This is a genomic window from Stenotrophomonas sp. YJH_SMC_53 (genome assembly GCF_059369995.1).
Genome location: NZ_JCAFTF010000010.1, coordinates 68,695 through 94,892, shown reverse-complemented (window position 1 = coordinate 94,892; position 26,198 = coordinate 68,695). Strand labels below are relative to the sequence as shown.

Genomic DNA, 26,198 nt, shown 5'->3' with positions numbered 1-26,198 from the left:
GGGCGCTCGCTAGACTCGGGGTTTTCCAGCGCCGCGGAGCCGCCGCAATGACCCAGTGGTACTTCCATGCCTCGGCCCAGGCCGACCGAATCGGACCGCTCGATGACCCGGCCGCGCGCCGTTACGCGCAGGCCAACCCGCGCGCGCTGGCCTGGTGCCAGGGCATGAGCGGATGGACCTCGATTGCCGAAGTGCCCGAACTGCAATCCGCGGCCCCCCACACCCCACCCCCGGTCCCCGCCGCCGCCAGCGGCCGCGCCGACGACATCGAATTCCGCATCGTCGGCCATGAAATGCAGTTCGTGGAAATCGAGCTTGATCCCGGCGAGAGCGCCATTGCCGAGGCCGGCGCGCTGATGTTCAAGGACGCCACGGTGCAGATGGATACCGTGTTCGGCGCCGCCAATGGCGACCAGGGCGGCGGCTTCATGGGCAAGGTGATGGCTGCCGGCAAGCGCGTACTGACCGGCGAAAGCCTGTTCGCCACCGTCTACACCCAGAGCGGCCATGGCAAGGGCAAGGTCGCCTTCGCTGCGCCCTACCCTGGGACGGTGCTGGCGATGAAACTGGACCAGCACGGCGGCCGCCTGATCTGCCAGAAGGACAGTTTCCTGGCCGGCGCGCGCGGCGTGCAGATCGGCGTGCAGTTCCAGCGCAAGATCATGACCGGCCTGTTCGGGGGCGAGGGTTTCATCATGCAGAAACTGGAGGGCGACGGCTGGGTGTTCATCCACGCCGGCGGCTGCGTGGTGGAGCGCGAGCTGGCCGCCGGCGAACGCCTGGACGTGGATACCGGCTGCGTGGTGGCCTACCACCCGACGGTGGACATGGACGTGCGTCGGGTGGCCGGCATCAAGAGCATGCTGTTCGGCGGCGAAGGGGTGTTCCTGGCCACGTTGACCGGCCCCGGCAAGGTCTGGCTGCAGTCACTGCCGTTCTCACGCCTGGCCGGCCGCATGTGGATGGCCGCACCGCAGGGCGGCGGCCAGAGCCGCGGCGAAGGCTCGGTGCTGGGCGGGCTGGGCCGGATGCTGGACGGTGACAACCGGTTCTGACCCACGCGCGGTAGTGCCGGCCGCTGGCCGGCAACCTCATGGACCTTGGCACTACCTTTATGAATGGGCGATATTTCCCACCCTGCCCGCCCCGCCGCGGCTTCGGTATGCTGGCGCCCTTTCCTGAATCCGGCGCCGCGCGCGCACTGCCGATGAGCCTGTTCCGCCCCCGCATGCTGCTGTCCGTCGCCCTGATCGGCCTGCTGGCCGGCTGCGGTGGCGATCCGGTCCGCCCCACGCCACCGCCTGCGCCGACCGTGGTCCCGCAGGCCAAGCCGGTGAAGATCGGCATCGCCCTGGGCGGCGGCGCGGCCAAAGGCTTTGCCCATATCGGCGTGATCAAGATGCTGGAGGCCAACGGCTTCGAGCCGGCCGTGGTCGCCGGCACCAGCGCCGGCAGCGTGGTCGGCGCCCTGTATGCCAGCGGCATGGATGCCTTCCAGATGCAGAGCAAGGCCGTCGCGCTGGACGAAGCCAGCATCCGCGATGTGCGCCTGTTCTCCGGTGGCCTGGTGCAGGGCCAGAAGCTGCAGGACTACGTCAACGAGCAGGTCGCCAACCGTCCCGCCGAGCGCCTGAAGAAGCCGTTCGCCGCTGTCGCCACCCAGCTCGAAACCGGCGAGCGCGCAATCTTCGTGCGCGGCAACGTCGGCCAGGCAGTGCGCGCGTCGAGCAGCATTCCCGGTGTGTTCGAGCCGGTGAAGATCGGCGGCCGCAACTACATCGATGGTGGCGTGGTCAGCCCGGTGCCGGTGGATGCCGCACGCCAGCTCGGCGCCGACTTCGTGATCGCCGTGGACATCTCCAGCAAGGCCAGCGGCAAGGCGCCGACCGACATGCTGGGCATCGTCAACCAGTCCATCTCGATCATGGGCCAGCGCCTGGGCGAGCAGGAACTGGCGCGCGCCGACATCGTCATCCGCCCGAAGGTACTGGACATCGGTGCCGCCGATTTCAGCCAGCGTGGCACCGCGATCCTGGAAGGCGAAAAGGCTGCGATGGCAGCGATGCCGCAGATCCGCGCCAGGATCCAGCAGCTGCAGCGCGCGCGCGCCGCAGCAGCCGCACCGGCACCGGTGGCCGCGCCGAAGTGCGAGGAAGCCTCGCGCCTGGGCAAGCTGATGGGCCGCAAGGACAAGTGCTGATCCATTGAAGCCAGGCCACCGGGCCCGCCCGGTGGTTGCTCAGGACTCCAGCTGCGACAGCGGCAACGCCTGGAAGCCCTTCACCGTGCGCAGCACGAAGCTGGAATTGGCATCGGCCACGCCACCGGCATTGAGCAGCCGGTCCAGCAGGAAGCGCGAGAAGTGCTCCAGGTCGCGCACGTAGACGTGCAGCAGGTAGTCCATGTCACCCGTCAGCGCGTGGCAGGCCACCACCTCGTCCCACGCCTGCACGCTGTCCACGAAGTGGCCGATGGCGGCCTGGTCGTGCTTTTCCAGCTGCACGCGCACGAAGGCCTGCAGGCCCAGCCGCAGCTGCCGTGGCTCCAGCCGCGCGCCATAGCCGACGATCACGCCCTCGCTTTCCAGCCGCTGCAACCGCCGCAGGCAGGCCGAAGGAGAGAGATTCACCCGCGCCGCCAGCTCGGCGTTGGTGGCGCGCCCATCCCGCTGGATTTCGGCCAGCAGGCGTATATCCGTGCGATCGAACTGGACTTCTCCGGCCATTGTTGCCCCGCAACATGGTGAGTACGCAAGGATATTGCGCCAACAAGGCCAATCGGCGCAACTTTTGCAACCCTGTTGCGCGTCCCCTGCCCTAGCATCTTGGGTATCCCATCCAGGAGTGCCGCATGGACCTCGCCCAGCCCCGCCGCGTCGAACACCAGCAGACCGACAAGGGCTACGTGCCGGTGTATACCACCGCGCTCGTCGAGCAGCCATGGGACACTTACAGCGCCGACGACCACGCGACCTGGAGCACGCTTTACCAGCGCCAGCGCGAGCTGCTGGTCGGCCGTGCCTGCCAGGAGTTCCTGGATGCGCAGGACGAGATGGGCATGAGCGCACACATGATTCCGCGCTTCGACCAGCTCAACGAAGTGCTCGGCGCCGCCACCGGCTGGACCCTGGTCGGCGTTGAAGGCTTGTTGCCGGAACTGGATTTCTTCGACCATCTGGCCAACCGCCGTTTCCCGGTGACCTGGTGGATCCGTCGCCCGGACCAGATCGACTACATCGCCGAGCCGGACCTGTTCCACGATCTGTTCGGCCACGTACCGCTGCTGATGAACCCGGTGTTCGCCGACTACATGGAGGCATACGGCCGTGGCGGCGTCAAAGCCCACGCGATCGGCCCGGATGCGCTGCAGAACCTGACCCGCCTGTACTGGTACACGGTGGAGTTCGGCCTGATCGATACGCCCGAGGGCCTGCGCATCTACGGTGCCGGCATCGTGTCGTCGAAGGGCGAGTCGCTGTACTCGCTGGAATCGGCCGCGCCCAACCGCATCGGCTTCGACCTGCAGCGGATCATGCGCACGAAGTACCGCATCGATACCTTCCAGAAGACCTACTTCGTCATCGACAGCTTCGAACAGCTCATGCAGGCGACCTCGCCGGACTTCACCCCGATCTACGCGGCACTGGCCAACCAGGCGCATCTGCCGGCCGGTGAAGTGCAGGGCGACGACCGCGTGTTCCAGAAGGGCACCGGCGAAGGCTGGGCCGACGGCGGCGACGTGTAAGCACACAACGCGCACGGCTTTGCACTGAAAACGGCGCACATGGGTGCGCCGTTTTCGTTGTTGCCTGCCTGCGCCACTGCAGCGACGCAGGCGAGGGCAGGGCACTCAGGCGTCCACGGCCCGGCAGGACCCGCGCACCATCAACTGCGGATGCACGCTGGCCGCGGTCGGCGCGTCGGGAACGTCGGCCTGGACAAGCATGGCGGCGGCGGTGCGGCCGATATCGGAGACGTGGCGACGCACCGACGTCAGCGGCGGCCACAGCCGCGATGCCAACGGGCTGTCGTCGTAGCTGACGATCGACAGCTGCTGCGGCACCGCGATGCCTGCACGCAATGCCACCTGGTACACGCCTGCGGCGATTTCGTCGTTGCCGGCGAAAATCGCACTGGGGCGTTGCTCGCCCATCAGCAGCCGTTCGGCGGCATGCACGCCGGACTCGAAGGTGTCGCCCGCTTCCAGCACGCGCTCGCCGGGCAGGGTCAGGCCGACCTGCGCCAGCCGATCAAGGAAACCATGCGTCCGTTCGCGCGCGGCACGCCGGTCACCCGGTCCGGTGATCACCGCGATGTCGCGGTGGCCAAGCGAAAGCAGGTAGCCCGCCGCAGCGGCAGCACCATCGCGGTCATGGGTGACCACGGCATGGTTCTCATCCTCCGAGGCATGCGCGTTGATGCGCACGTAGCGGCAGTCGATGTCATCGAGCATCTGCGCCAGCGCAGCCGATTCGGACGCACGCGGCCCCAGGATCACGCCGTGCAGCTTCTGCTGCTGCACGAAACGGCGCACGCCCTGCGGGCATTCCGGATCCTGGCTGTCGCAGGGGTGCACCACCAGCTCATAGCCAGTGCCGCGCAGCGCGTCCAGCGCGCCGTGCTGCAGGTCGACGATGCATTGGGCACCCGGATCGTCATACACCAGGCCGATCAGGAAGGAGCGGCGGAATGCCAGCCCGCGCGCGAGAGGATCGGGCACGTAACCGACCTCGCGCATCAACGCCTCGACCTTGTCGCGGGTGTCCTTGCGCACCAGCGGCGAGTTGTTGATGATTCTTGAAACCGTTTTCTTGGAAACTCCCGACAGTCGTGCGATGTCGTTGATCGTGGCAGCCTTGCCCTTCGATGCCGGCAACGCGGCATCGCTAATAGTTCGCACTGACATGTATAGAACCAGGTAAGTCGGAGAATTCTAGCCTTGCGCCCGTCGGGCGCGAAGTTGCGGAATGTCGCAGCGGATCTGAATCGTGTCGTGTTCGACAGGCTCTGCTGCGCAAGGTTCCATTGTGATCGCTCTACTGCTTCTGCATCTGAACCGTTCTTCCGCGCGTATTCACCCTGGATGTGGACGCGACGCGCGCGAACGCCAACATTCCCTTAACCATGCTCCGCTACATTCGAGGCATGGACCTGCAGACTTCTCCGTTTCCGCCGTTCCGCGGCCGCGACCGGTTGATCGCCGCAGTCGACGCGGCGATGAGCTCCGGTGATCCCGAGCGCATCACGGCCGACCTGCAGCTGGCGCTGCAGGAAGCCATAACCGACAGCCGCATCGAGTTGCCCGAATGCGTGCATCGGCCGGTCAGTGATCATTACGCGCGACGTCCGCTGTACCACAGCCGCGAACACGGCTACAGCGTGATTGCCATGAGCTGGGGCCCAGGGCAGGGCACGCCGCTGCACGACCACGATGCCATGTGGTGTGTGGAGGGCGTGTGGTTGGGCGAGCTGGAGATCACCCGTTACGAGCTGCTGGAGTGCGCCGGCGAGCGCTGGCGCTTCCGCCGCCACGCCGCGCTGCGCGGGGGCTGCGGCAGTGCCGGCAGCCTGATCCCCCCGCATGAGTACCACACCCTGCGCAATGCCAGCGATGAGGCCCTGGCGATCTCGGTACACGTGTACGAGGCGCAGATGGAGCGCTCGGCGGTGTTCGATCCGCTCGGTGGCGATTGGTACCAGCGCCGCATCCAGGCGCTGCAGGCCGACCCGGCCTGAATCCGGCGCGGTGCGGAGCAGGGCACCATCGCGGTCCGCATGGCATCATGCGCCGCTGCGCTGCCGGTACCGGCAGCATCCGCGATGCCCTGGCGGGCAAGGAGCAAGACGATGTCCAGCGCTGATCCGCGCCTGCGCGCGCTGTTGAAGCTGGCACCGGTGATCCCGGTGTACACCCCCGAAGATGTGAATGAAGCGGTCGAAGTAGCCCAGGCACTGTTCCGTGGTGGGCTGCCGGTGATCGAGGTGACCCTGCGCACGCCGCAGGCGCTGGATGCGATCAAGGCCATGGTCGAGGCCGTGCCGGACGCGGTGATCGGTGCCGGCACCGTACTCAACGCCGCGCAGATGCAGGCGGCGAAGCAGGCCGGTGCGCGTTTTGCCGTTTCCCCCGGTGCCACGCCGGCACTGTATTCGGCCGCGCGTGATGCCGATCTGCCGTACCTGCCCGGTGCTGCCACCGCTTCGGACCTGATCCAGGGCCTGGAGCACGGCGCGGACACCTTCAAGTTCTTCCCGGCCGTGCAGGCCGGCGGCGCCGCGCTGCTGGCCGCCTGGCACGGCCCGTTCGCCGATGTGCGCTTCTGCCCGACCGGCGGCATCAGCGCGCAGACCGCGCCGCAGTTCCTGCACCTGCCCAACGTGCTGTGCGTGGGCGGTTCGTGGCTGACCACCCCGGCGCTGCTGCAGACCCGCGACTGGGACGCCATCGAGCGCTTGGCCCGCGAGGCCTCGGTGCTGGCCAGCTGAACCTGCTTCGCGGATCTTCAAAGGTTTGATCGTGATCAAAGCGCCGGCCTCGCGCCGGCGTCATTCTGTGGGCAAGCGCACTACGGAGATCCGAACATGAATTCCACCATGAAGGCCGCTGTCGTGCGTGAGTTCGGCAAGCCACTGGTGATCGAGGAAGTCTCGGTACCGCGCCCGGGGGCGGGCGAGGTACTGGTCAAGATCGAGGCTTGTGGCGTCTGCCACACCGACCTGCACGCCGCCGAGGGCGACTGGCCGGTGAAACCGAACCCGCCGTTCATCCCCGGCCACGAGGGCGTGGGGCACGTCGTGGCCGTGGGAGGCGGGGTAGGGCACGTCAAGGAAGGCGACAGGGTCGGCATCCCCTGGTTGTACTCGGCGTGTGGTCATTGCGAACACTGCCTGGGTGGCTGGGAAACGCTGTGCGAGACGCAGCGCAATACCGGCTACTCGGTCAACGGCGGCTTCGCCGAGTACGCACTGGCCGATGCCAACTATGTCGGCCTGCTTCCGAAGGAGGTGGGCTTCGTCGAGATCGCGCCGGTGCTGTGCGCCGGCGTGACCGTCTACAAGGGACTGAAGGTCACCGACACCAAGCCCGGTGACTGGGTGGCGATTTCCGGCATCGGTGGCCTGGGCCACATGGCCGTGCAGTACGCCCGTGCGATGGGCCTGAACGTGGCCGCAGTGGACGTGGACGACACCAAGCTGGCACTGGCCCGCCAGCTGGGCGCGCAGGTCACCGTCAACGCGCGCACCACCGACCCGGCCGCGTTCCTCAGGCAGGAAATCGGCGGCGCCCACGGTGCGCTGGTCACCGCGGTATCGCCGAAGGCGTTCGAGCAGGCACTGGGCATGGTGCGCCGTGGCGGCACTGTCTCGCTCAATGGCCTGCCGCCCGGCAACTTCCCGCTGGACATCTTCGGCATGGTGCTCAACGGCATCACCGTGCGCGGCTCGATCGTCGGTACCCGCCTGGACCTGCAGGAATCGCTGCAGTTCGCCGCCGAGGGCAAGGTCGCGGCCACGGTCAGCACCGACCGCCTGGAAAACATCAACGACGTGTTCGCGCGCATGCATGCGGGCACCATCGAAGGCCGCGTGGTGCTCGACTTCGCCGCCTGACCCCCTGTGCATGGCCGCCGTCGCCCGTCCCCCTCTCCCACGGACGCGGCGGCCATGCCGATTCATCGGATCGGTTCCCCCCACATTTCGGTAGTGCCGGTCGCTGGCCGGCATGCCGGGTTCTCCGCCGCAGCCGTACAATGCGCGCATGCCTGGCGTGCTCAAGACCCTGTTGCTGTCCCTCGTTGCCCTGATCGGCGGTGTGCTGTCGCTTGCGCTGGTCAGCAGCGTCGCCAGCTGGCTGCCACCGTTGCTGGGCCTGTCGCCGGACAACAACAGCGTGCAGCTGGGCTGGGATCTCACCTTCAGCGTGCTCGGTGGCATCGCCGGGGTTTCCTTTGCCACCTATTACGCGCCCTGCTGGCCGCGATCGCACGGCTTCTCGATCTGGTCGCTGGTCGCGCTGGGCTGTGGCTACGCCATGTGGACGGCGGGTGCGGATTTCCCGTTCTGGTTCGTCATTTCACTGCTGGCGTCGCTGCCGTTGCAACTGCTGGCCGGCTGGTGGTTCGGCCGTCGTCCCTCGCGCGATCCGCGCTGAGCGTATACAGGTAGTGCCGGCCGCTGGCCGGCAACCTCCGCCATCCTTCAGGTGCCGGCCAGCGGCCGGCACTACCGCTCCAGCGACGGCAACGTCTGCTTCAGCCGCGCGATGTCGTGCCACGGGTCCGCCTTCAGCCGCTTCGCGCGCGCCAGCGCCTTGCCCATGGGAAATGCGTCGGCGGCACTGATACGAGCCAGTTCATCCCAGCGCAGCGGTACTGCCACACCGGCGGAATCGCGCGCACGCAACGACCACGAGCACACACTGGTGGCACCCCGCGTATTGCGCAGCCAGTCGATGAAAATGACGCCGCCACGCTTGGCCTTGCTCATTGTCGCCACGTAGCGGTCGGGCGCCCGCTCCGCCATCGCCCGGGCGAACGCCTCACAGAACGCCTTGGCCTGTTCCCAGTCGGCCTTGGGCCGCAGCGGTACCACCACGTGCACGCCCTTGCCACCGGACAGCCGCACGAAACTCTTCAGGCCGACTTCCTGCAGGCGGTCACGGACATCACGCGCAGCAGCTTTCACCTCTGCCCAACCCACCCCTTCACCGGGATCGAGATCGAACACCAAGCGATCCGGGTGCTCGGGATCGGCCACGGTCGCGCCCCACGGATGCAGCTCCAGGGTGTTCATCTGCACCAGTTGCAGCAGGCCCCGCACATCGTCGATGTAGACGTAGTCCTCGCGGCCGCTCTTCTGCTGAAGGGGCACCGCGTGCACGGCATCGCCCAGGCCGGGGCCATGGTGCTTCTGGAAGAAGCAGGCCTTGCCCACGCCATCCGGGCAGCGCAGCAGTGACAAGGGCCGCCCGGCAATTTCGGGCAGGATCCAGCGCGCCACGCGCTGGTAGTAGTCCGCCACGTCGCCCTTGCTGAGCTTCTGCCTTGGGAACACCACCCGCTCTGGATGGGTGATCTGGACCTCGCCCCCGGCTTCAGCACTCGAGACGGCCACTCCCAGGTCCTCCTTCTGCTTGTCGCTGCGCAGCCGCTTGAAACTGGCCTGGCGCAGCAGGCCTTCCTTGCCCCAGCCACGAAATGCCACCTCCGCCACCGTCACCGGCTTCACCCAGCGCACGCTGGCGGCGCGGAACGGCACGTGCGCCGGCAGCTGCAGCACAGGCGTCTTCACCGCCAACGGCTGCAGCGCCTTGTGCAGCGCGCGCAGGCTTTCGTCGTCGAAGCCGGTGCCAACGCGGCCCACATAGCGCAAGCCGCCCTTGTCCGGCGTCGCCAGCAGCAGCGAGCCGAACCCCACCCGGGAGCCCTTCGGTGCCGTGTAGCCGACAATCGCGAACTCGTCGGTGTCTTCGTGCTTCACCTTCACCCAGCTGCGTGCACGGGTGTTCACGTAGGGCGCATCCACCTGCTTGCTGACGATGCCTTCGAATCCCGCCTTGCCGCTGGCATCGAATACCTGCGGGCCATGGTCGATCACGTGCTCGCTGAAGGCCAGGGTTCCGGGCGTGGGACCGATGAGATCCTTCAGCAGCGCCTTGCGCTCCAGCAGCGGTGAACGACTGATGTCCACGCCGGCCACACCCGGCAGATCGAAAACGATGTAGCGCAACGGTTGCTTCGAACTCCCGTCGATCACGCGCTGCAGCGCGGCGAAGTCGCTGCGTCCATCCCGGTCCAGCACCACCAGCTCACCGTCCAGGCGCGCATCCCGCACCGGCAGTGCCTGCACGGCCTGTACCACCTCGGGGAAATCACCGGTCCAATCCAGGCCGTTGCGGGAGCGCAGCGTCACCTTGCCTTCGTGCAGATCGGCCAGCAGGCGATAGCCATCCCACTTGATCTCATGCAACCAGCGCTCGCCGTCCGGTGCACTGTCGCGATGATCGGTCAACTGTGGCTTGAAAGCACGCGGGTAGGGCGTGTCACGCGCGCCGTCCAGGCTCAGCGCTCGCGCATGCCAACGCGCATCGGCCTTGCGGGTCGCCGATCGTGCAGCCGGTGCGGCGCGCGTTGACTTGCCCACCGTGCGCTTGCTCACTGCGGATGTGCGTTTCGGCATGGGGGATTGGAGCAGATCATCTGCTTCGGCATCACGCGCTTCCTCGTCGTCGCGTTTGATCAACAACCACTGTACCTGGCGTCCCTTCATCGCTGTGCGCACCAGCTTCCAGGCGCCAGCCAGGCGTTGCCCATGCAGCACGAAGTCGATCTTTCCCGCTGCCAGTGCCTGCAGTGGATCGCCTTCGCAGGCCCATGTGCCGTGATCGAAGACCTCCACGTGGCCAGCGCCGTAGTGGCCTTCGGGAATATCTCCTTCGAAACCGGCGTAGGACAGCGGATGGTCTTCCACTTCCACGGCCAGCCGCTTGTCACCAACGCGAAGCGAAGGACCCTTCGGCACCGCCCAGCTTTTCAGCACACCGTCCATCTCAAGGCGGAAGTCATAGTGCCGCGAAGTGGCATGGTGCAGCTGTATGACAAAGATCGGCCGCCGCTTCGGGTTGCCGTGTGCGGGCGTGTCGTCAGGTTCCGGTGTCTGCCCGAAGCCACCGCCAAGTCGGCGCTTTCGCCGGTACTGGTGCAACGACATGGCTCAACCTGCCTTGCGCCGTGCAGCGGTTTTCTTTGCGGCCTTCTTCGTTGCCTTCTTTGCGGCCTTCTTTACCGTCGGCTTGGTGGCTGCTTTCCGCGTTGCCATCTTCTTCGCCGGCGTACGCTTGTTCGCGTCGAGGCTCTTCTGCAGCAGCGCCATGAAATCGACCACGTTGGTGGTGGAATCCTCGCGCGGTACAGGCTCATCCTCCACCCGGGTGGTACCGCCCTTGGACTTGATGCGCTTGTTCAGCACCTGCTGCAGGCGCTCGCGGAATTCGTCGTGGTACTGCGACGGATCCCAATCACCGGACATCGACTCGATCAACTGCTCGGCCATCGCCGTTTCCTTGCTGCTGATGCGGTAATCGGCGAGCTTTCCGGTGGGCAGCTTGTAATCTTCGGGATCCACCAGTTCCTGCGGATAGCGCAGGATCATCAGCACCAGCGCGTCCGCATGCGGCATCACCGCGCACAGGTATTCGCGGGTACGCACCACCACCCGGGCGATGCCCACCTTGCCGGTACTGCGCAATGTCTCGCGCAGCAGCACGTAGCCCTTTTCGGCCTTCTTGCCGGGCACCAGCAGGTAGGGTTTCTCGTAGTAGCGCGGGTCGATCTGCGCGGCATCCACGAACGATTCCACCTCCACCGCTTCGTGGCTTTCCGGTGCCGCAGACCGGATATCGCCTTCCACCAGCACGACATAGCTGCCCTTGTCGTACTCATAGGCTTTGACGATGTCCTTCCATGGCACTTCCTCGCCGGTATCGGCGTTGACCCGCTCGAAGCGGATCGGCTTGCGGTCGCGGGAGTCGAGCATGCGGAACTGCAGATCGACCTTGCGTTCGCCTGACATCAGCGACACCGGCACGTTGAGCAGGCCAAACGACAGCGTGCCGGTCCAGATCGGGCGGGCCATGGGCGTACCTTTGGCGGGGCAGGGCATCCAGCATCGGATGGGCGGTGTAAACCACCCGTGTCGATACCGTGCACGTCAGGTGGCGCGACCACTTGGCTGTAGAGCCGAGCCCACGCTCGGCTGCTTCAAGTGCCCGGCACTACTGCAGCAGCGGCCTCACCGCCGCCGCAGGAATATGATCCAGCGCGCGCCAGGCGTCTTCCACCACCGGCCGTGCCTGCGACCAGCTCAACCGCGACTGCCCGCGCATCTGTTCCCAGTGTTCGGCCAGTTCCTCACAGGTATCGGCGGCGTCACCGCGCGGCCAGTCCGCAGCGTGGGTGGTCAATGCGAAGGCATAGACCGGGCATAGATCGCGCCAGTTGCGGTGGTTCTGCCCGCGACGCTCTTCATAGTCGCTGAGCATGTACTGCAGGTAATCCTGCGCCACCGCCTGCGGATCTTCATGGCGGCGCGTGCGGCGTTGTGCGGTGCGCTGGCCGAGCGGATCGAGCAGGGCGTTGAACACGGACGGTGCGGGTCGTTCAAGACGGGGCATGGCCGGCTCCTGCAGCGGGGGCGGGTGGGCAGGAATACGCGCGGTGCCGTTACCGGGGGGTGAGCGAGATGTTCATGACGCCGGGTTCGCGGCGGCTTTACCTGTGGCGCGGTGTAGTGGGAGCCCCGAGCGCAGGTAGCCAGACCATGAGCCGAGAGAATTCCCGAGACCCGTTGCGGGAAAACCACCCGCCCATTCCCGGTGAACAGCGCGGCAAGCGCGATGCCGACAATGCCGACTACCGCGGCACCGGCGCACCTTTCTACGACGCCGAGCACGGTGGCGACCATCTGCCGGTGAAGCACGAGGCTGAACAGGCCGCTCAGGACCGCAAGGATGGCGGCGACCGCCATCGCGGCGGCCAGGAAAGCCCGCTCAAACGTCGCGAACGCAAGCAGCGCGCCAGCGACAACCAGGACGAGGCGCTGGAGGAGACCTTCCCGGCCAGCGACCCGACCTCGCCGTTCGTACCGGCCAAGGCGCCCGACTGACGGGTAGTGCCGGCCCCTGGCCGGCAAGGTCTGGGTTGCCCTGCACAGAGCGATGCCGGCCAGCGGCCGGCACTACCCAGTCAACGCCAGGACCATTGCAGGCCCACGCTGGCCCGGCGCCCGGGCCCCGGTTCGTAGAAGCGCCCGTTGCCGTCGTTGACGATCACCGAGCCGATGTAGGCCTGGTCCAGCACGTTCTCCAGCCGGGCGAAGGCGCGCAGCTCGCCACCTGGCAGTGTCCAGAAACGACCGGCCTCCAGGTTCAGCAACGCGTAGCCCGGCGCCCGCTCCGTGGCCACGTCGTTGACCAGGGTATCGGTGCTGGCGGCGGCCTCCAGCGCCCACTGCCAGTCGGCCGGGGTCCACTGCAGCCGGGCAAACGCCTGCTGGCGCGGTACGCCGGGCAAGCGGCTGCCGGCGGAAACCCAGGTGTTCGAGGTCAGGTACGGCGCACGCACCTGCGCCTGCAGCCAGGTCCAGGCCACCTGCAGTTCCAACTGTTCTGCCAACGGCTGCCGGTAGCGCAGTTCCACGCCCTGTCGGCGGGTGCGGCCGATGTTGCGATAGGTGCTGCGTCCGCCGATGTTGCTGGCAACTGCCAACTCATCGTCAGTATCTGCGCGGAACAGGCTGATATCGAGCTGGGTTCCGTCCTGTGCATGCCATTTGCTGCCCAGCTCCAGGCTGCGGCTGCGCGCCGCCGCCAGATCCAGCGCCAGTCCCGCCTGCCCGTCGGCGCGATACCCCAGCTCGTTGAAGGTGGGCGTCTCGAAGCCACGGCCCACCGCCGCGTGCAGTCGCCACTGCGGGCTGGCCGCGAAGCTGATTCCGGCCACCGGCGTGGTGGCCCGGTAGCGGCGGTGGCCGCTGTCGTCCGGGTTGCGGGCGGTGATGTAGTGATCGTCGGATTCGAAGCGCACGGCGCTGTGACGCACGCCAGCCAGCAATGACCAGCGTGGACTCCACTGCCACCACGCCTGGGCGAACTGATCGACGTTCTGCACGGTGTCGATCTGGTCTCTGCGCAGCCGCCCACGCACGCCGAGAGCGCTGCCGATGAAGTTCTCGTAGCCGGTGCGATGCTGGCGCTGGCGGTCGGCGCTGAGCCCGGCCACCAGATCCAGCGGTCGGCCGGCGAGGTCGCCGTGCCAGCCCCAGCGCGCGTCCAGCCCGCCATAGCCGCCCTCCAGGTCGATCACCCCGCCGGCATGCAACGGGCTGTTGGTCTGAGCTGCCGGCGGGATCGGCAGGTACTGGCGTACCGCGCGCTGGCCGACATAGCCCATCAGAAGCCAACGCTGCGCCCCGGTTTCACGGGTCCAGCGCAGGCCAGCCTGCTGCTGGCGCACCGATTTACGAGTGTTGTACTGGTGCGCCACGGCGGTGGCCTGGCGCGGATCGGCCGCCACCTGGGTACGGCTCAGGCCCAGCGGGTCCTGCGCATCGGGGGCATCGAAGGCATTGAGCAGCAGCTCCAGCCGCCCCCCGCCGAGATCGCCACCGATACGCGCAGCGAGCGATTCGCGGCGGGCACGGCTGTGGTCGCGCCAGCCATCGGTGCGGAAGTGATTGGCGGCGATGTTGTAATCCAGAACACGGCCGGCACCCTTCAGTTGCGCGCCGACGCTGAGCGTGTTGTCGGCACCCGCGTTGACGCGCAGCCGCCACGGGTCGCCGGCCTGGCCCTGTGCGCTCCAGACCTGCAGCACGCCGCCGGAGGAATTGCCGTACAGCGCCGAGAACGGCCCGCGCAGCACGTCGATCCGTTCGGCACCGAGCAGGCTGGCATGCGACAGCTGGCCCTGTCCGTCGGGCATGGTCGCCGGCACCCCGTCGATCAACACCCGCACCCCACGCACACCGAAGGTCGAGCGCGCACCAAAGCCACGGATCGACAGCTGGGTGTCCTGCGCGAAGTTCTGGCGGTCACGGGCGACCAGGCCCGGGACCCCGGCCAGCGCCTCGGACAGCTGTGCGCCGGCGCCGGCGCGGCCGGCGTCGATCCAGACCGTGTCCAGGCTGGCCGGCAACGCGAACGGGTCGATGCCCGGCACCCGCGCTGCCTGCACCTGCACGCTGGGCAGGGCGGTCGGTGCGGGCCCGGCCACGGCCGCCCAGGGCGACAGCAGCAGGATGGACAACGGCAGGCAATGGCGACGTGCGGCGGGATTCATGATTCAGGTTGATGGATCAGGCGGCAACGCACGCCATGGTACGGGGCTACGGATGACGACGGCGGCGGCCAGCCCCGGCAGGCTTTGTTACGATGGGCTGTTTCCGGCTGCAAGGCCGCAGACCGCGTAGCGCACTTCCTCCCCCTTTCCGTCTACCGAACGAGTACCGCCGTGTCCTTCTTTGCAAACGTGGAACTGGTCCCAGGCGACCCGATCCTGGGCCTGACCGAGGCGTACAACGCCGACAGCCGCCCGACCAAGGTCAACCTGGGTGTGGGCATCTACTACGACGAGAGCGGCCGCATCCCGCTGCTGCGCGCCGTCAAGCAGATCGAGCAGCAGCTTGCCGCTGACGCCAAACCGCGCGGCTACCTGCCGATCGATGGCCTGCCGGCATACACGCAGGCCACGCGAGAGCTGGTGTTCGGCAAGGACTCGCCGCTGCTGGCCGCCGGCCGCGTCACCACCGCACAGACCGTCGGTGGCAGCGGTGCGCTGCGCGTCGGCGCCGACGTGCTGAAGAAGCTGCTGCCGCACGCCACCGTGGCGCTGAGCAACCCGAGCTGGGAGAACCACCGTGCGGTGTTCAGCGCGGCCGGTTTCGAGGTGCTGGATTACACCTATTTCGACCCGGCCAGCCATGGCGTCGACTTCAACGGCATGCTGGCCGACCTCGGCAAGCTGGAAGCCGGCACCGTAGTGCTGCTGCACGCCTGCTGCCACAACCCCACCGGTGCCGACCTCACGGTCAGCCAGTGGAAGCAGGTCGCGCAGCTGCTGAAGGACAAGCAGCTGTTCCCCTTCATCGACATGGCCTACCAGGGCTTCGACAAGGGCATCGAGCAGGATGGCGCCGCCGTGCGCATCATCGCCGAAGCCGGCATCGACAGCTTCATCGTCGCCAACTCGTACTCCAAGTCGTTCTCGCTGTATGGCGAGCGCGTGGGTGCGTTGTCGATGGTGGCGCCGACCGCTGCTGACGCCAAGGCCGTGCAGTCGCAGGTCAAGCGCGTGATCCGCACCATCTACTCCAGCCCGTCCACCCACGGTGCCGCGTTGGTGGCCGGCGTGCTGACCAACCCGGAACTGCGCGCGATGTGGGAGCAGGAGCTGACCGAGATGCGCGAGCGCATCCACGCCCTGCGCCAGGGCCTGGTCGAAAAGCTGGCCGCTGCCGGTGCGCCGCAGTTCGGCTTCATCAACGAACAGGCCGGCATGTTCTCCTACTCGGGCCTGAGCCGTGAGCAGGTCGAACGCCTGCGCGACGAGTTCGGCATTTACGCCGTCGGCACCGGCCGCATCTGCGTGGCCGCGCTGAACCAGAACAACCTGGAATACGTCGCCAAGGCCGTGGCCACCGTCGCCAAGGGCTGAAGCAACGCACCAGTGGTTTGACAACAAAGGCGCCGAAAGGCGCCTTTGTTTTTGCTTCTGCTTTGCCTCTGCCTTTGCCACACCCTCCGCGCTCGCGGCGAACCCTGAAGCGCAGGGCGAGGTACACCGTGGCCAGGACCGTGAGGCGCATGGATGCGCCGACCGAGCCCCCATGGATGGGTTTACGGCGTGTCCTGGCCACGGTGTACCTCGCCCTGTGCCTCCATGAAGGAAGGCGCCACGAGCGCAACGCATCTGGAAACGATTACGCCTTCCCGCGCTCACGCACGCCCCCGCCAGACGGGCGACAATAAGCGTTTTCCCGCTGCCGAGACCTGCCCGACCATGTCCCGTACTTCGTTGACCCGCTTCCTGATCCAGGAACAGCACGCCGGCCGCATCAATGCCGACCTGCGCCAGCTGATCGCCGTGGTCGCCCGCGCCTGCACCAGTATCTCCATCGCCGTCAGCAAGGGCGCCCTCGGTGGCGTGCTCGGCGACGCCGGTACCGGCAACGTGCAGGGTGAAGCACAGAAGAAGCTGGACGTGATCAGCAACGAGATCCTGCTCGAAGCCAATGCCTGGGGTGGCCACCTTGCCGCCTGCGCCTCGGAGGAAATGGACCACAGCCAGCCGGTGCCGGACATCTACCCGCGCGGTGATTTCCTGCTGCTGTTCGATCCCCTCGACGGCAGCTCCAACATCGATGTCAACGTCTCCGTCGGCACCATCTTCTCCGTGCTGCGTTGCCCGACCAACGTCGAGCTGCCGGGCGATGACGCCTTCCTGCAGCCGGGCAGCAAGCAGATCGCCGCTGGCTACTGCATCTACGGGCCCAGCACCCAGCTGGTGCTGACCGTCGGCCATGGCACCCACGCCTTCACCCTGGACCGCGAGAAGGGCGAGTTCGTGCTGACCACCGAGAACATGCAGATTCCGGCGGCCACCCAGGAATTCGCCATCAACATGTCCAACCAGCGTCACTGGGAAGCGCCGATGCAGGCCTACGTCAGTGATCTGCTGGCTGGCAAGGAAGGCGCGCGCGGCAAGAACTTCAACATGCGCTGGATCGCCAGCATGGTGGCCGACGTGCATCGCATCCTGACCCGCGGCGGCATCTTCATCTACCCGTGGGACAAGAAGGATCCGTCCAAGGCCGGCAAGCTGCGCCTGATGTACGAAGCCAATCCGATGGGCCTGCTGGTCGAACAGGCCGGCGGCGCCGCCTGGACCGGCCGCGAGCGCATCCTCGACATCCAGCCCGACCAGCTGCACCAGCGCGTGCCGGTGTTCCTGGGTTCGCGCGAGGAAGTGGCCGAAGCGGTGCGTTACCACCACGCGCACGACGAAGCGCAGGGCTGACGGCTCGACGCCTGACGGCGGTCATGGCAGTTCGATGACATGACCGCAGGGTGACACCGCGGGCGGCAAACGGCACCATCAAGCCGTTGCCGCCGAAGGAATGCACGCATGCACGAGCAGGGCCCGGTCGATTTCATCGAAGTCATCCACAACGCCGTCCCCAGTGAGGTCTGCGCGGCCATCGTCGAGCGCATGCGTGCCACGCGTGGCCTGCTGCCCGGTGCGGTGGGCAGTGGCGTGTTCCCCGAACTCAAGCACAGCAAGGATCTGCGCATCAGTGGCCTGGACGGCTGGCAGGACATCGACCAGCAGCTGCAGATCGCGGTGTTCAACGGCCTGCTGACTTATCTACGCCGTTATCCACAGGCATTGATCGCGCCGCTGATGTTGCAGATCCAGGACAGCAATGGCCAACCGCGACGCCTGTCTGCCGAGGACTTTCCCGACATGCCGCAACAGCAGCTGGCCGACCTGGCCCGCACCTGCCTTCGTCCGGGTGCGATCAACCTGCAGTGGTACGCCGCGGGCGAGGGTGGCTACCCGTACTGGCACTGCGAGCTGTACCCGAAGGATGCGCAGGCCGAGACCCTGCACCGGCATGTTCTGTGGACGCTGTACCTCAATGACGACTTCGACGAGGGCGAAACCGAGTTCCTGTTCCAGGGGCGGAAGATCGCGCCGCGCACCGGCAGTTTGCTGATTGCGCCGACGGCGTTCACCCACACCCATCGCGGCAATCGGCCACAGGGTGGCGACAAGTTCATCGCCACCAGCTGGATCCTGTTCCAGAGTGCGCAGAAGTTGTTTGGGGGGTGACGCCGAACTGCTCGTCGGCCTTGATGTACAGTCGAGCCATGCTCGACTGATGGCCTCAGAACAACGACCCTTGCGGCGAATCCTTCTTCGGCGGCAACGGCTTCTGGAACCGGCTGCAATCCAGCTTCGGCCAATGGCTGTTCTGCGCATTGAATCCCAACCGCTTGCGCGCCAGCTTGAAGCGGTTGTTCAACAGATCGGCATACACGCCCTGGCCGCGCATGCGGGTGCCGAACTGGCTGTCGTAGTCCTTGCCACCACGCAGCTGCTGGATGGTACTCATCACGTGCGCGGCGCGATCGGGATGATGGGTATCGAGCCAGTCGCGGAACAGTGGCGCCACTTCCAGCGGCAGGCGCAGCAGCACGTAGCCTGCGGTACTGGCGCCTGCATCGTGCGCAGCCTCCAGCACCGCTTCAAGTTCGCTGTCGTTGATCCACGGAATCACCGGTGCCACCATCACGCCCACCGGGATACCCGCGTCATGCAGGCGCTTCATCGCGCGCAATCGTGCATGGGGTGCTGATGCGCGCGGTTCCAGCTTCGCGGAGAGATGCGGGTCCAGCGAGGTCACCGAGAAATGCACACTGACCAGGTTCTCCGCCGCCAGCGGCGCGAGCAGATCAATGTCGCGCTCGACCAGTGCGTTCTTGGTGATCAGCGAAAACGGATGCCTGGTTTCCAGCATCACTTCGATCAGCTGGCGGGTCAGCTTGAACTTGCGCTCGATCGGCTGATACGCATCGGTGTTGATGCCCAGCGCGATCGGCTGCGGCACGTAACCGGGTTTCGACAGTTCCTTGCGCAGCAGCTGAGGCGCATTGGTCTTGGCGAACAGCTTGGTCTCGAAGTCCAGGCCAGGTGACAGGTTCAGATAGGCATGGGAAGGGCGCGCGAAGCAGTAGGAACACCCATGCTCACAACCGCGATACGGATTCACCGACTGGCTGAAGCCGACGTCCGGCGAATTGTTGCGGGTGATGATGCTGCGCGCGGTCTCGGCGCGCACCTCGGTGCGCAGGCGCGGCGCGAGGAACTCCTCACTCTCATCGACCGCCCAGCCGTCGTCCACCGCCTCGCTGACGGTGCTTTCGAAGCGTCCGGCGAGGTGGGACGTGGAACCTCGGCCCTTGATCGCAATACCCATTGCGGCAGCGTACGCCGGAGCTGTCTCAATGGCTGCGACGGCCGCCTGAAGGGTTCAGGGCAAGTCTGAGCCGAGCGTGGGCTCGGCTCTACAGTGGAGACGGATACCTTGGAGAGCCGAGCCCATGCTCGGCTGCATCCATCGGTCACAGCAGGGCCAGATAGCCCCGCACAGTGGCATCCAGCCCGTCATACAGTGCCTCGCCGATCAGCGCGTGGCCAATCGACACCTCCAGCACGTCCGGCACGTGGCCCAGGAAATCGCGCAGGTTGTCCTGCGACAGGTCATGGCCGGCGTTGACGCCCAGGCCCACCGCCTGCGCCCGCCGCGCCGCAGTGGCGAACAGTTCGAGCATTGCCGCAGCGTCGCCCGCCGCATGCGCCTCTGCGTAGGGACCGGTGTACAGCTCGATGCGGTCGGCACCGACCTCGGCGGCCTGCTCCAGCGACGGGTTGCCCGCATCCACGAACAGGCTGACCCGGCAGCCCATCGCCTTCAGTTGGGCAATCAACGGGCGCAAGCGCTCGGCGTCGCGTTCGAAGTCGAAACCGTGGTCGGAGGTGATCTGGCCATCGCCGTCGGGCACCAGGGTGGCCTGCGCCGGACGGGTCTGTTCGCACAGCGGCAGCAGCCCCGGGTACCCCTCGCGCGGGGGCGCAAATGGATTGCCCTCGATGTTGAATTCAACGCCACGGGCGCGGGTCAACGTGGACAGGGCCAGCACGTCCTCGGCGGTGATGTGGCGGCGGTCCGGCCGCGGATGCACGGTGATGCCATGCGCGCCGGCATCCAGGCAGGCCTGGGCGGCGCGCACCACGTCCGGTTCGGCACCGCCGCGCGAATTGCGCAGGACGGCGATCTTGTTGACGTTGACGCTGAGCTGGGTCATGGAACGGAACTACTTGGAAAGAGGGGACGGATCGTTGTCGTTGGCGTCATCGTTGCGGCGCGCCTGGGCCTGCTCACGCAGGCGGCGCAGTTCCTCGGCATCGATCAGGGTGGCCGGGTCGCGCTGCAGGTCGCCGAAACGGGCCACGTAACGACCGCGTACCCAGGCCAGCAGGAAGCCGAGCGCAGCCAGCAGGCACAGGGTCATCAACCCCGCGCTTGGGGTCTTCAGCGCGAAGGCAAAGCAGCCCAGCGCCAGCAGCAGGTACAACCAGTACATAGTCGGGCTCCCCGGATGATCGCCGCAGTGTAGCGCTGCATCACAGCAGCGGCGAGGCCAGCCGGGCGAAGGCCTCGGGCAGGCGGTGCAGCCACAGCGAGCGCCCGGCCTGGTCATGCACCCGGGTGGCGCGATCGAATTCACCCTGCAGCAGCTCGGCCAGGGCCGCCACGCGGTCCCGGTCGCTGATCATCATCGACAGCTCGAAGTTCAGGCGGAAGCTGCGGTGGTCGAAGTTGGCACTGCCGACAATGCAGACGTCGTCGTCGGCGATGAACGCCTTGGTGTGCAGCATGCGCGGGCCGTACTCGTAGATCTTCACGCCGGCATGCAACAGTTCGTCGAAGTACGAGCGCGCGGCCTGGGTGACGAACCAGGAATCGCTCATTTTCGGTACCAGCAGGCGCACGTCCAGGCCGCCCAGCGCGGCCGAAGTCAGCGCCATCCGCGCCGCTTCACCCGGCACGAAATAGGGCGTCACCAGCCACACCCGCTCGTGCGCTTCCTGGATGGCGGCGACGTGCAGCCGGTGGATCGTCTCCCAGCCCGAATCCGGGCCGGACACCAATACCTGCGCGTTGATCGCGCCATCCCCGCGCAGCGGCATATCGGCCGGCCACAAGCGGGCGATATCCATCCGCGAGGGTTCCTGGCCACTGGCGTAGAGCCAGTCCTCGGCGAACACCAGCTGCAGACTGCGCACCACATGACCGCGGATGCGCATGTGCAGGTCGCGATAGGCGTCGGGCCTGCGGCTTTCGTCTTCCTCGTCGGTGATGTTGATGCCGCCAGTGAAGGCCAGGCGGCCATCGACAATCACCAGCTTGCGGTGCGTGCGCAGGTTCAGCCACGGGCGCTTGAACGGTTTCAGCAGCTGCCGTGGGTGGAACCAGATCGCTTCACCGCCGGCGTCGAGCAGGGGCTGCAGGAAACGGCGGGGCAGGGCGGATGAGCCCACCGCATCCAGCAGCAGGCGCACCTGCACACCGGCACGTGCGCGCTCGACCAGGGCATCGCGCAGGGCGGTGCCTGCGTGATCCGGATTGAAGATGTAGTACTCCAGATGGATGTGATCGTGCGCCTGTGCAACGGCTTCCAGCAAGGCCGCGTAGGTCGCCGCACCGTCCACCAGCCAGGTCACTTCGGTGGCACTGCTTGGGGCCAGTCCGGTCGTTGCCTGGGCAACCTTGGCCAGTTCGGTGCAGTCCGAATCGGGCGGGCAGACATCGCTGTAGTGCTCCATGCCCGAGCGTGCACGGCCACGACGCAGCCGTTGCCGCTTCACCTTCTGCGGGCCCAGCAGGTAGTAGATGAAGAGCCCCAGATAGGGGAGCAGTGCCAACGAAAGGATCCAGCTCAGCGTGGCCACCGGCTCGCGCTTCTGCAGCATGATCCAGCCCGCCAGCGCGAACAGGTACAGCAGGTAAGCCACCGCCAGGATCGTGCCGAGGTGGGCGATACCGTCGAGCCAATGGCGCAGGGAATCGAAGAGGGCAAGCATGCGCCGATCATAGCGGCGCATGCTGCCGGATGGGGTCAGATCCCTTTTCCGAAGGAAAGGCGTTCTGACCCCATCCCATGTGCCAGGACGAGATCCCATGTGCCAGGACGAGATCCCATGTGCCAGGACGAGATCCCATGTGCCAGGACGAGGACAAAAAAAACGCCCCTGTCTCCAGGGGCGTCTGCAGTCGCGTCATGACTGTTGTGTTGCGGTGTCGCGTTTACTGCTGCACAAAACCGATCTTCTTCATCTGAGCATTCTTCGCGGCGGCCAGAACCTTGGCCATCACGTCGTACTCGGAATCCGGGCTGGCGTCGATGCGCAGTTCCGGCTGGTTGGTCGGGTCACGCTGGACCTCCTGCTCCATCCGCTGCTGCAGCTCGCTGGTATTGATCGGGCTGTTGTTCCACGAGACCTGGTTGCTGGCGTCGATCTTCAGTTCGATCGGCGGCGGCGGTTCGACCAGCTGCGGCGGTGGGTTGAGCACGCGCTGCGGCAGGTCCACGGCGATCGGGTACGTCATGATCGGCGCGGTCACGATGAAGATGATCAGCAGAACCAGCATCACGTCCACGAGGGGCGTGACGTTGATGTCTGCCATGGGGCCCTTGCCACCACCACTACTGAATGCCATGGCTTATTGCCCCTTTTCTTTGGTCGCAACGAAGCCGACGTCCAGCATGCCCTGTTCCTGCGCGACCTTGGTCAGGTCGTTGATGACGCGCATCTTGGTGGTGCGGTCACCACGCAGGTTCAGCGGCGGCTGCGGGGTCTGCTGTGCGGCGGTCGCCAAGCGGGACTCGAGAGTCTGCTTGTTGATTTCTTCGTCGTTCCAGTAGATCGAGCCGTCTTCCTTGACTGCCAGCGTGATCGGGTTCGGACGCTTTTCAGCATCTTCCGGCTTCTGGATCAGGTTGGCTTCCGGCAGATCCACCTTGACCTTGTGGGACATCAGGGGCGCCGTGATGATGAAGATGATCAGCAGCACCAGCATCACGTCCACGAGGGGCGTAACGTTGATGTCGGCCATGGGGCCGCCGCTGTTACCACTACTGAAAGCCATAACGGGCTCCGTCTAGATCTTGGTGACTACTTACTTCGTCGCTGGGTGACGCGCGCCGCAATTAGCGGACGCGCGAACCGGTGGCGAAGAAGTCGTGCAGGTCGTGCGCGAAGGTATCGAACTTGCTGATGGTCGCGCTGTTGATCTTGCTGAAGAAGTTGAAGGCGAACACGGCCGGGATTGCGACGAACAGACCGATCGCGGTCATGATCAGCGCTTCACCCACCGGGCCGGCAACGGCGTCGATCGAAGCGGAGCCGGTGGCACCGATCTTGATCAGCGCGCCGTAGATGCCCCACACGGTACCCAGCAGACCGACGAACGGAGCGGTCGCGCCGACGGTGGCCAGCAGGGTCATGCCCGACTGCAGCTTGTTGCTTTCGCGGGTGACGGCCTGACGCAGAGCGCGGTCGACGAACTCCGAACGGCTCAGGTTCTCACCGACGCCGCCGGTAGCACCGCCTTCAGCGCGCTGGTGGTGGGCGGCTGCCTGGGCAGCGTCCAGGGCGATCTTCGAGAACGGCTCCGAAGCCGGCTGCTCTTCCATCGCACGGATGGCGTCCTGCGCGTTCGGGGTGTCCCAGAACAGGCTGACGACGCGATCAGCGGCGCTCTTCAGGCGGGTGGCACGGAAGATGTTGATGACGGTCCAGTACCAGGACATGGCCGACATGGCGATCAGGGTCAGCAGCACGACCCAGGAAACCGCGAAATCACCCGGCTTGGTGGTCATTTCGTGGATCAGGTGCTCGAAGCCCATCTGCGACAGGGCGTTGGACGGATTGCCCCCGGCAGCAGCGGCGATGAAAATTTCCTGCAGCATGACGCTTACCTTTGTTGTGTGTGGTGATAAAGGGTGTAGCTAAGCTAAACAATCGAACCGGGAGCGGGGGTGGCCAGGTGGCCACCCGGGCGCATCAGTTCAGCGCAAAGTTGACCGGGACGCGAACGCGACCTGCCGTCTTCTTACCGCCTGCTTCAGCGGCGTTGAAGCGCCACTTGCGAGCCGCTTCCATCGCAGCACGGTCCAGGTCGCGGTTACGGCTGGACTTTTCCACCGTGACATTGGTGACGTTGCCGCTGGCATCGACATCAATGATCAGGATCACTTCGCCCTGGATACCTGCGCGGAAGGCTGCCGGCGGGTAGCGCGGCGGATTCATGGCCTTCGACGAGATGTCCACGCTGGCCTCGATCGAGGTCGGCGGTGCCGGCGGCGCCGGAGGCGACGGCGGGGTGACGATATCGTTCGGGCGCGGCTCCGGCACGTCGACAACCGGCGCCTGCGGCGGCGGCGGTACGGGCGACGGCTTCGGCGGCGACAGATTCTTCACCGGCGGTGGCGGAGTATCCTGCGGCGGCGGCGGCGGCGGCGGTGGGGGCGGCGGCGGCGCGTCGACGATGGTCACCATGACGTTGCGCTCCTTCTCCGCGACGGCCTTGGGAGCCACGGCGGGAATCAGGAGCATCATGAAGGCGGCCAGATGCAGGGCAATTACAAACGCGATGCCGACGATGCGAGGCCAGCTCAGCCCCTTGTCATCGGGTTGTTCGTACCGGTGAACGACTAGTTGTTCCGTCATGCGCCAAGAGCTCAATAGTGGGGCCGGAATCCCGGGGGCGGGATCCCTGATCAGCGGTGCATGACACCGCAGGAACCTCCAAGCTTATACCAATCCTGAGCGCCTGCGCATCAACTGAGCAGGCATTCAGGCGTTATTCCTACTTACTTCAGGTTGATGATTTTTTTGGCATCAGCCTGGTTCTTCACGCCCTTCGCCAGCGCCTGCTGGGCGGCCTGCTTGGCCTCGGGGACGCGACCTTCGGCATGCAGGACGCGTGCCAGGTTCAGGTAGGTCTCACCGTCCTTGGAGAGCGGGGCGGCCTTCTGCCACGCATCGATCGCCTGCGGCACCTGGTCGGAGTAATAGTAGGACTGGGCCAGCGCCAGGTAGACCTGGTAATCCGGCTTCAGGATGCCCTTCTGCAACCCTTCGTTGATGACCGCGATGACGTCCTTTTCCTTGTTCTCGGTGTTGGCATAGATCGAGTACAGCTGCTTGTACTCGCGCTCTTCGGTGAGCTGGCCGCTGCTGCGCAGCTTGTCCATCACCGCGGCGGCCTTCGGCATCTGGTCAGCCTGCATGTACATGTTGGCCAGATTCAGCTGGGCCTTCTTGTCCGACGGGTTCTTGGCCGCCAGCGCTTCTGCGGCCTGCACGGCCTCACCGGTCTGGCCGGCTTCGGAAAGGGCCGCCATCAGCAGCTGGTTCCAGTTGTCCTTCGGCTCGGCAGCGCCCGCGATGGCCTGCTTCAGCACCGGGATCGCTTCCTGGTAGCGCTCCAGCTGGTACAGCGCCTGGCCCTTGGCAATCAGCTCTTCCGGCTTGGTCGACTTGCTCTCGGCGAAGTACTTGTCCAGGGTGGCCAGGCCTTCGGCAGTCTGGTCTTCCTGCAGCTGCAGCTGGCCCAGCATCAGCATCGACTGGAAGTGGCCGTTGTTGTCCAGGCCGTTGAACTGGATGACCTGCTTCAGGTAGGCGATGGCGGCCGGGGTGTCGTCGGTCTGGTAGGCGGCCTGCGAGGCCAGCTGCGCGGCCAGCGACTTGTCGTACTCGTTGGAGGCGCTGTCAGCCAGGATCGCGTCAGCCTGCGTGCGCGTCTCCGGGAACTTTTCCTTGTTGTAGCTGTCGATCATTTTCTGCAGCTTGCTGCCCATCTTGGCCGAGGCCTTGGCGGTCGGCTCCTGGCGGGTCGCATTCGGGTACAGCGGTTCGGCCTTGGCCTGCTTGCTGCTGCCGCCGCGGCTGCCACGGTCGGAGGAACGCGAGGACTGCGCGAAGGCATCGGTGACCACGGCGCCGGTCAGGGCGGTCGCGACGAGGACGGAAAGCACAGCTTTGTGGTTACGGAAAATCATCGTTCACC

Annotated in this window: 26 protein-coding genes; 11 read left to right on the top strand and 15 right to left on the bottom strand. The window is 66.2% G+C overall.

Features of this window, described 5'->3' with window-relative positions; genetic code table 11:
* The first annotated feature begins 47 nt into the window (after positions 1-47).
* Both AC5P7X_RS16035 and AC5P7X_RS16030 read left to right on the top strand, forming a co-directional pair.
* Positions 48-1,055, top strand: coding sequence for a TIGR00266 family protein (locus AC5P7X_RS16035; protein ID WP_070488842.1), 1,008 nt, complete (start codon positions 48-50; stop codon positions 1,053-1,055).
* Positions 1,056-1,207: 152 nt separating this feature from the next.
* Positions 1,208-2,200, top strand: coding sequence for a patatin-like phospholipase family protein (locus tag AC5P7X_RS16030; protein WP_053496711.1), 993 nt, complete (start codon positions 1,208-1,210; stop codon positions 2,198-2,200).
* 39 nt (positions 2,201-2,239) lie between these two features.
* Here the strand turns inward: AC5P7X_RS16030 and AC5P7X_RS16025 are convergent, their stop codons facing one another.
* Positions 2,240-2,725: an Lrp/AsnC family transcriptional regulator gene (locus tag AC5P7X_RS16025; protein WP_005411782.1), complete on the bottom strand. Its 486-nt coding sequence runs from the start codon at positions 2,723-2,725 to the stop codon at positions 2,240-2,242.
* A gap of 125 nt (positions 2,726-2,850) precedes the next feature.
* Here AC5P7X_RS16025 and phhA point away from each other — a divergent pair, with 125 nt between their 5' ends.
* A complete protein-coding gene (gene phhA / locus AC5P7X_RS16020) occupies positions 2,851-3,744 on the top strand; it encodes a phenylalanine 4-monooxygenase (RefSeq protein WP_053496712.1) in 894 nt (297 codons plus the stop codon).
* 105 nt (positions 3,745-3,849) lie between these two features.
* Here phhA and AC5P7X_RS16015 read toward each other — a convergent pair whose 3' ends face one another.
* A complete protein-coding gene (locus tag AC5P7X_RS16015) occupies positions 3,850-4,905 on the bottom strand; it encodes a LacI family DNA-binding transcriptional regulator (protein WP_065179060.1) in 1,056 nt (351 codons plus the stop codon).
* A gap of 239 nt (positions 4,906-5,144) precedes the next feature.
* Here AC5P7X_RS16015 and AC5P7X_RS16010 point away from each other — a divergent pair, with 239 nt between their 5' ends.
* From AC5P7X_RS16010 to AC5P7X_RS15995, 4 genes are all read left to right on the top strand, one after another.
* Complete coding sequence (locus AC5P7X_RS16010) at positions 5,145-5,735, top strand: cysteine dioxygenase family protein (RefSeq protein ID WP_053496714.1); 591 nt, start codon at positions 5,145-5,147, stop codon at positions 5,733-5,735.
* 111 nt (positions 5,736-5,846) lie between these two features.
* Positions 5,847-6,485, top strand: coding sequence for a bifunctional 4-hydroxy-2-oxoglutarate aldolase/2-dehydro-3-deoxy-phosphogluconate aldolase (gene eda / locus AC5P7X_RS16005; protein WP_053496715.1), 639 nt, complete (start codon positions 5,847-5,849; stop codon positions 6,483-6,485).
* 96 nt (positions 6,486-6,581) lie between these two features.
* Positions 6,582-7,610 carry an alcohol dehydrogenase AdhP gene (gene adhP / locus AC5P7X_RS16000; RefSeq protein ID WP_495215138.1) on the top strand — a complete coding sequence of 343 codons (1,029 nt, stop codon included), beginning with the start codon at positions 6,582-6,584 and terminating at the stop codon, positions 7,608-7,610.
* A 148-nt stretch (positions 7,611-7,758) separates the two neighbouring features.
* On the top strand, positions 7,759-8,151 hold the full coding sequence (locus AC5P7X_RS15995; RefSeq protein WP_053496760.1) for a hypothetical protein: 393 nt from the start codon (positions 7,759-7,761) through the stop codon (positions 8,149-8,151).
* A 71-nt stretch (positions 8,152-8,222) separates the two neighbouring features.
* Here the strand turns inward: AC5P7X_RS15995 and ligD are convergent, their stop codons facing one another.
* The 3 genes from ligD to AC5P7X_RS15980 form a co-directional block, all read right to left on the bottom strand.
* The gene (gene ligD / locus AC5P7X_RS15990) at positions 8,223-10,709 is read right to left on the bottom strand and encodes a DNA ligase D (RefSeq protein ID WP_495215137.1); all 2,487 of its coding nucleotides are present in this window, start codon (positions 10,707-10,709) and stop codon (positions 8,223-8,225) included.
* Between the two features lie 3 nt (positions 10,710-10,712).
* A complete protein-coding gene (gene ku / locus AC5P7X_RS15985; RefSeq protein WP_495215136.1) occupies positions 10,713-11,633 on the bottom strand; it encodes a non-homologous end joining protein Ku in 921 nt (306 codons plus the stop codon).
* A gap of 139 nt (positions 11,634-11,772) precedes the next feature.
* The gene (locus tag AC5P7X_RS15980) at positions 11,773-12,171 is read right to left on the bottom strand and encodes a hypothetical protein (protein ID WP_032954739.1); all 399 of its coding nucleotides are present in this window, start codon (positions 12,169-12,171) and stop codon (positions 11,773-11,775) included.
* 146 nt (positions 12,172-12,317) lie between these two features.
* On the opposite strand from AC5P7X_RS15980, the gene AC5P7X_RS15975 reads away from it, so the two are divergent.
* Entirely contained in the window at positions 12,318-12,662 is a 345-nt protein-coding gene (locus AC5P7X_RS15975) for a hypothetical protein (protein WP_053496719.1), read from the top strand.
* An 80-nt stretch (positions 12,663-12,742) separates the two neighbouring features.
* Here AC5P7X_RS15975 and AC5P7X_RS15970 read toward each other — a convergent pair whose 3' ends face one another.
* On the bottom strand, positions 12,743-14,836 hold the full coding sequence (locus tag AC5P7X_RS15970; RefSeq protein WP_495215135.1) for a TonB-dependent receptor family protein: 2,094 nt from the start codon (positions 14,834-14,836) through the stop codon (positions 12,743-12,745).
* 171 nt (positions 14,837-15,007) lie between these two features.
* Between AC5P7X_RS15970 and AC5P7X_RS15965 the strand changes: the two genes are divergently transcribed.
* From AC5P7X_RS15965 to AC5P7X_RS15955, 3 genes are all read left to right on the top strand, one after another.
* A complete protein-coding gene (locus AC5P7X_RS15965; RefSeq protein WP_053496721.1) occupies positions 15,008-16,210 on the top strand; it encodes an amino acid aminotransferase in 1,203 nt (400 codons plus the stop codon).
* A 345-nt stretch (positions 16,211-16,555) separates the two neighbouring features.
* Positions 16,556-17,572, top strand: coding sequence for a class 1 fructose-bisphosphatase (locus tag AC5P7X_RS15960; RefSeq protein WP_005421178.1), 1,017 nt, complete (start codon positions 16,556-16,558; stop codon positions 17,570-17,572).
* A 108-nt stretch (positions 17,573-17,680) separates the two neighbouring features.
* The gene (locus tag AC5P7X_RS15955) at positions 17,681-18,388 is read left to right on the top strand and encodes a 2OG-Fe(II) oxygenase (protein ID WP_053496722.1); all 708 of its coding nucleotides are present in this window, start codon (positions 17,681-17,683) and stop codon (positions 18,386-18,388) included.
* 55 nt (positions 18,389-18,443) lie between these two features.
* Here the strand turns inward: AC5P7X_RS15955 and AC5P7X_RS15950 are convergent, their stop codons facing one another.
* From AC5P7X_RS15950 to AC5P7X_RS15910, 9 genes are all read right to left on the bottom strand, one after another.
* Entirely contained in the window at positions 18,444-19,535 is a 1,092-nt protein-coding gene (locus AC5P7X_RS15950) for a PA0069 family radical SAM protein (protein WP_053496723.1), read from the bottom strand.
* A gap of 145 nt (positions 19,536-19,680) precedes the next feature.
* Positions 19,681-20,424, bottom strand: coding sequence for a pyridoxine 5'-phosphate synthase (locus AC5P7X_RS15945; RefSeq protein ID WP_005421190.1), 744 nt, complete (start codon positions 20,422-20,424; stop codon positions 19,681-19,683).
* Positions 20,425-20,433: 9 nt separating this feature from the next.
* Positions 20,434-20,703 (bottom strand): hypothetical protein, encoded by a 270-nt coding sequence (locus AC5P7X_RS15940; RefSeq protein WP_005421192.1) that lies wholly within the window; start codon positions 20,701-20,703, stop codon positions 20,434-20,436.
* A 40-nt stretch (positions 20,704-20,743) separates the two neighbouring features.
* A complete protein-coding gene (gene cls / locus AC5P7X_RS15935; RefSeq protein WP_005421195.1) occupies positions 20,744-22,204 on the bottom strand; it encodes a cardiolipin synthase in 1,461 nt (486 codons plus the stop codon).
* Between the two features lie 223 nt (positions 22,205-22,427).
* Positions 22,428-22,841, bottom strand: coding sequence for an ExbD/TolR family protein (locus AC5P7X_RS15930; RefSeq protein ID WP_005411740.1), 414 nt, complete (start codon positions 22,839-22,841; stop codon positions 22,428-22,430).
* A 3-nt stretch (positions 22,842-22,844) separates the two neighbouring features.
* Positions 22,845-23,270, bottom strand: a complete 426-nt coding sequence (locus AC5P7X_RS15925; RefSeq protein WP_005421196.1) for an ExbD/TolR family protein — start codon at positions 23,268-23,270, stop codon at positions 22,845-22,847.
* 61 nt (positions 23,271-23,331) lie between these two features.
* Positions 23,332-24,093 (bottom strand): TonB-system energizer ExbB, encoded by a 762-nt coding sequence (gene exbB / locus AC5P7X_RS15920; RefSeq protein ID WP_005411738.1) that lies wholly within the window; start codon positions 24,091-24,093, stop codon positions 23,332-23,334.
* A 94-nt stretch (positions 24,094-24,187) separates the two neighbouring features.
* Positions 24,188-24,853, bottom strand: coding sequence for an energy transducer TonB (locus tag AC5P7X_RS15915; protein WP_414609407.1), 666 nt, complete (start codon positions 24,851-24,853; stop codon positions 24,188-24,190).
* Between the two features lie 143 nt (positions 24,854-24,996).
* Entirely contained in the window at positions 24,997-26,190 is a 1,194-nt protein-coding gene (locus AC5P7X_RS15910; protein WP_005421200.1) for a tetratricopeptide repeat protein, read from the bottom strand.
* Positions 26,191-26,198 lie beyond the last annotated feature (8 nt).

Excerpts from the sequence above, each read along its gene's own strand:
- AC5P7X_RS16035 (WP_070488842.1), top strand. The coding sequence starts at position 48 with ATGACCCAGTGGTACTTCCATGCCTCGGCCCAGGCCGACCGAATCGGA.
- AC5P7X_RS16030 (WP_053496711.1), top strand. The coding sequence starts at position 1,208 with ATGAGCCTGTTCCGCCCCCGCATGCTGCTGTCCGTCGCCCTGATCGGC.
- AC5P7X_RS16025 (WP_005411782.1), bottom strand. The coding sequence starts at position 2,725 with ATGGCCGGAGAAGTCCAGTTCGATCGCACGGATATACGCCTGCTGGCC.
- phhA (WP_053496712.1), top strand. The coding sequence starts at position 2,851 with ATGGACCTCGCCCAGCCCCGCCGCGTCGAACACCAGCAGACCGACAAG.
- AC5P7X_RS16015 (WP_065179060.1), bottom strand. The coding sequence starts at position 4,905 with ATGTCAGTGCGAACTATTAGCGATGCCGCGTTGCCGGCATCGAAGGGC.
- AC5P7X_RS16010 (WP_053496714.1), top strand. The coding sequence starts at position 5,145 with ATGGACCTGCAGACTTCTCCGTTTCCGCCGTTCCGCGGCCGCGACCGG.
- eda (WP_053496715.1), top strand. The coding sequence starts at position 5,847 with ATGTCCAGCGCTGATCCGCGCCTGCGCGCGCTGTTGAAGCTGGCACCG.
- adhP (WP_495215138.1), top strand. The coding sequence starts at position 6,582 with ATGAATTCCACCATGAAGGCCGCTGTCGTGCGTGAGTTCGGCAAGCCA.
- AC5P7X_RS15995 (WP_053496760.1), top strand. The coding sequence starts at position 7,759 with ATGCCTGGCGTGCTCAAGACCCTGTTGCTGTCCCTCGTTGCCCTGATC.
- ligD (WP_495215137.1), bottom strand. The coding sequence starts at position 10,709 with ATGTCGTTGCACCAGTACCGGCGAAAGCGCCGACTTGGCGGTGGCTTC.
- ku (WP_495215136.1), bottom strand. The coding sequence starts at position 11,633 with ATGGCCCGCCCGATCTGGACCGGCACGCTGTCGTTTGGCCTGCTCAAC.
- AC5P7X_RS15980 (WP_032954739.1), bottom strand. The coding sequence starts at position 12,171 with ATGCCCCGTCTTGAACGACCCGCACCGTCCGTGTTCAACGCCCTGCTC.
- AC5P7X_RS15975 (WP_053496719.1), top strand. The coding sequence starts at position 12,318 with ATGAGCCGAGAGAATTCCCGAGACCCGTTGCGGGAAAACCACCCGCCC.
- AC5P7X_RS15970 (WP_495215135.1), bottom strand. The coding sequence starts at position 14,836 with ATGAATCCCGCCGCACGTCGCCATTGCCTGCCGTTGTCCATCCTGCTG.
- AC5P7X_RS15960 (WP_005421178.1), top strand. The coding sequence starts at position 16,556 with ATGTCCCGTACTTCGTTGACCCGCTTCCTGATCCAGGAACAGCACGCC.
- AC5P7X_RS15955 (WP_053496722.1), top strand. The coding sequence starts at position 17,681 with ATGCACGAGCAGGGCCCGGTCGATTTCATCGAAGTCATCCACAACGCC.
- AC5P7X_RS15950 (WP_053496723.1), bottom strand. The coding sequence starts at position 19,535 with ATGGGTATTGCGATCAAGGGCCGAGGTTCCACGTCCCACCTCGCCGGA.
- AC5P7X_RS15945 (WP_005421190.1), bottom strand. The coding sequence starts at position 20,424 with ATGACCCAGCTCAGCGTCAACGTCAACAAGATCGCCGTCCTGCGCAAT.
- AC5P7X_RS15940 (WP_005421192.1), bottom strand. The coding sequence starts at position 20,703 with ATGTACTGGTTGTACCTGCTGCTGGCGCTGGGCTGCTTTGCCTTCGCG.
- cls (WP_005421195.1), bottom strand. The coding sequence starts at position 22,204 with ATGCTTGCCCTCTTCGATTCCCTGCGCCATTGGCTCGACGGTATCGCC.
- AC5P7X_RS15930 (WP_005411740.1), bottom strand. The coding sequence starts at position 22,841 with ATGGCATTCAGTAGTGGTGGTGGCAAGGGCCCCATGGCAGACATCAAC.
- AC5P7X_RS15925 (WP_005421196.1), bottom strand. The coding sequence starts at position 23,270 with ATGGCTTTCAGTAGTGGTAACAGCGGCGGCCCCATGGCCGACATCAAC.
- exbB (WP_005411738.1), bottom strand. The coding sequence starts at position 24,093 with ATGCTGCAGGAAATTTTCATCGCCGCTGCTGCCGGGGGCAATCCGTCC.
- AC5P7X_RS15915 (WP_414609407.1), bottom strand. The coding sequence starts at position 24,853 with ATGACGGAACAACTAGTCGTTCACCGGTACGAACAACCCGATGACAAG.
- AC5P7X_RS15910 (WP_005421200.1), bottom strand. The coding sequence starts at position 26,190 with ATGATTTTCCGTAACCACAAAGCTGTGCTTTCCGTCCTCGTCGCGACC.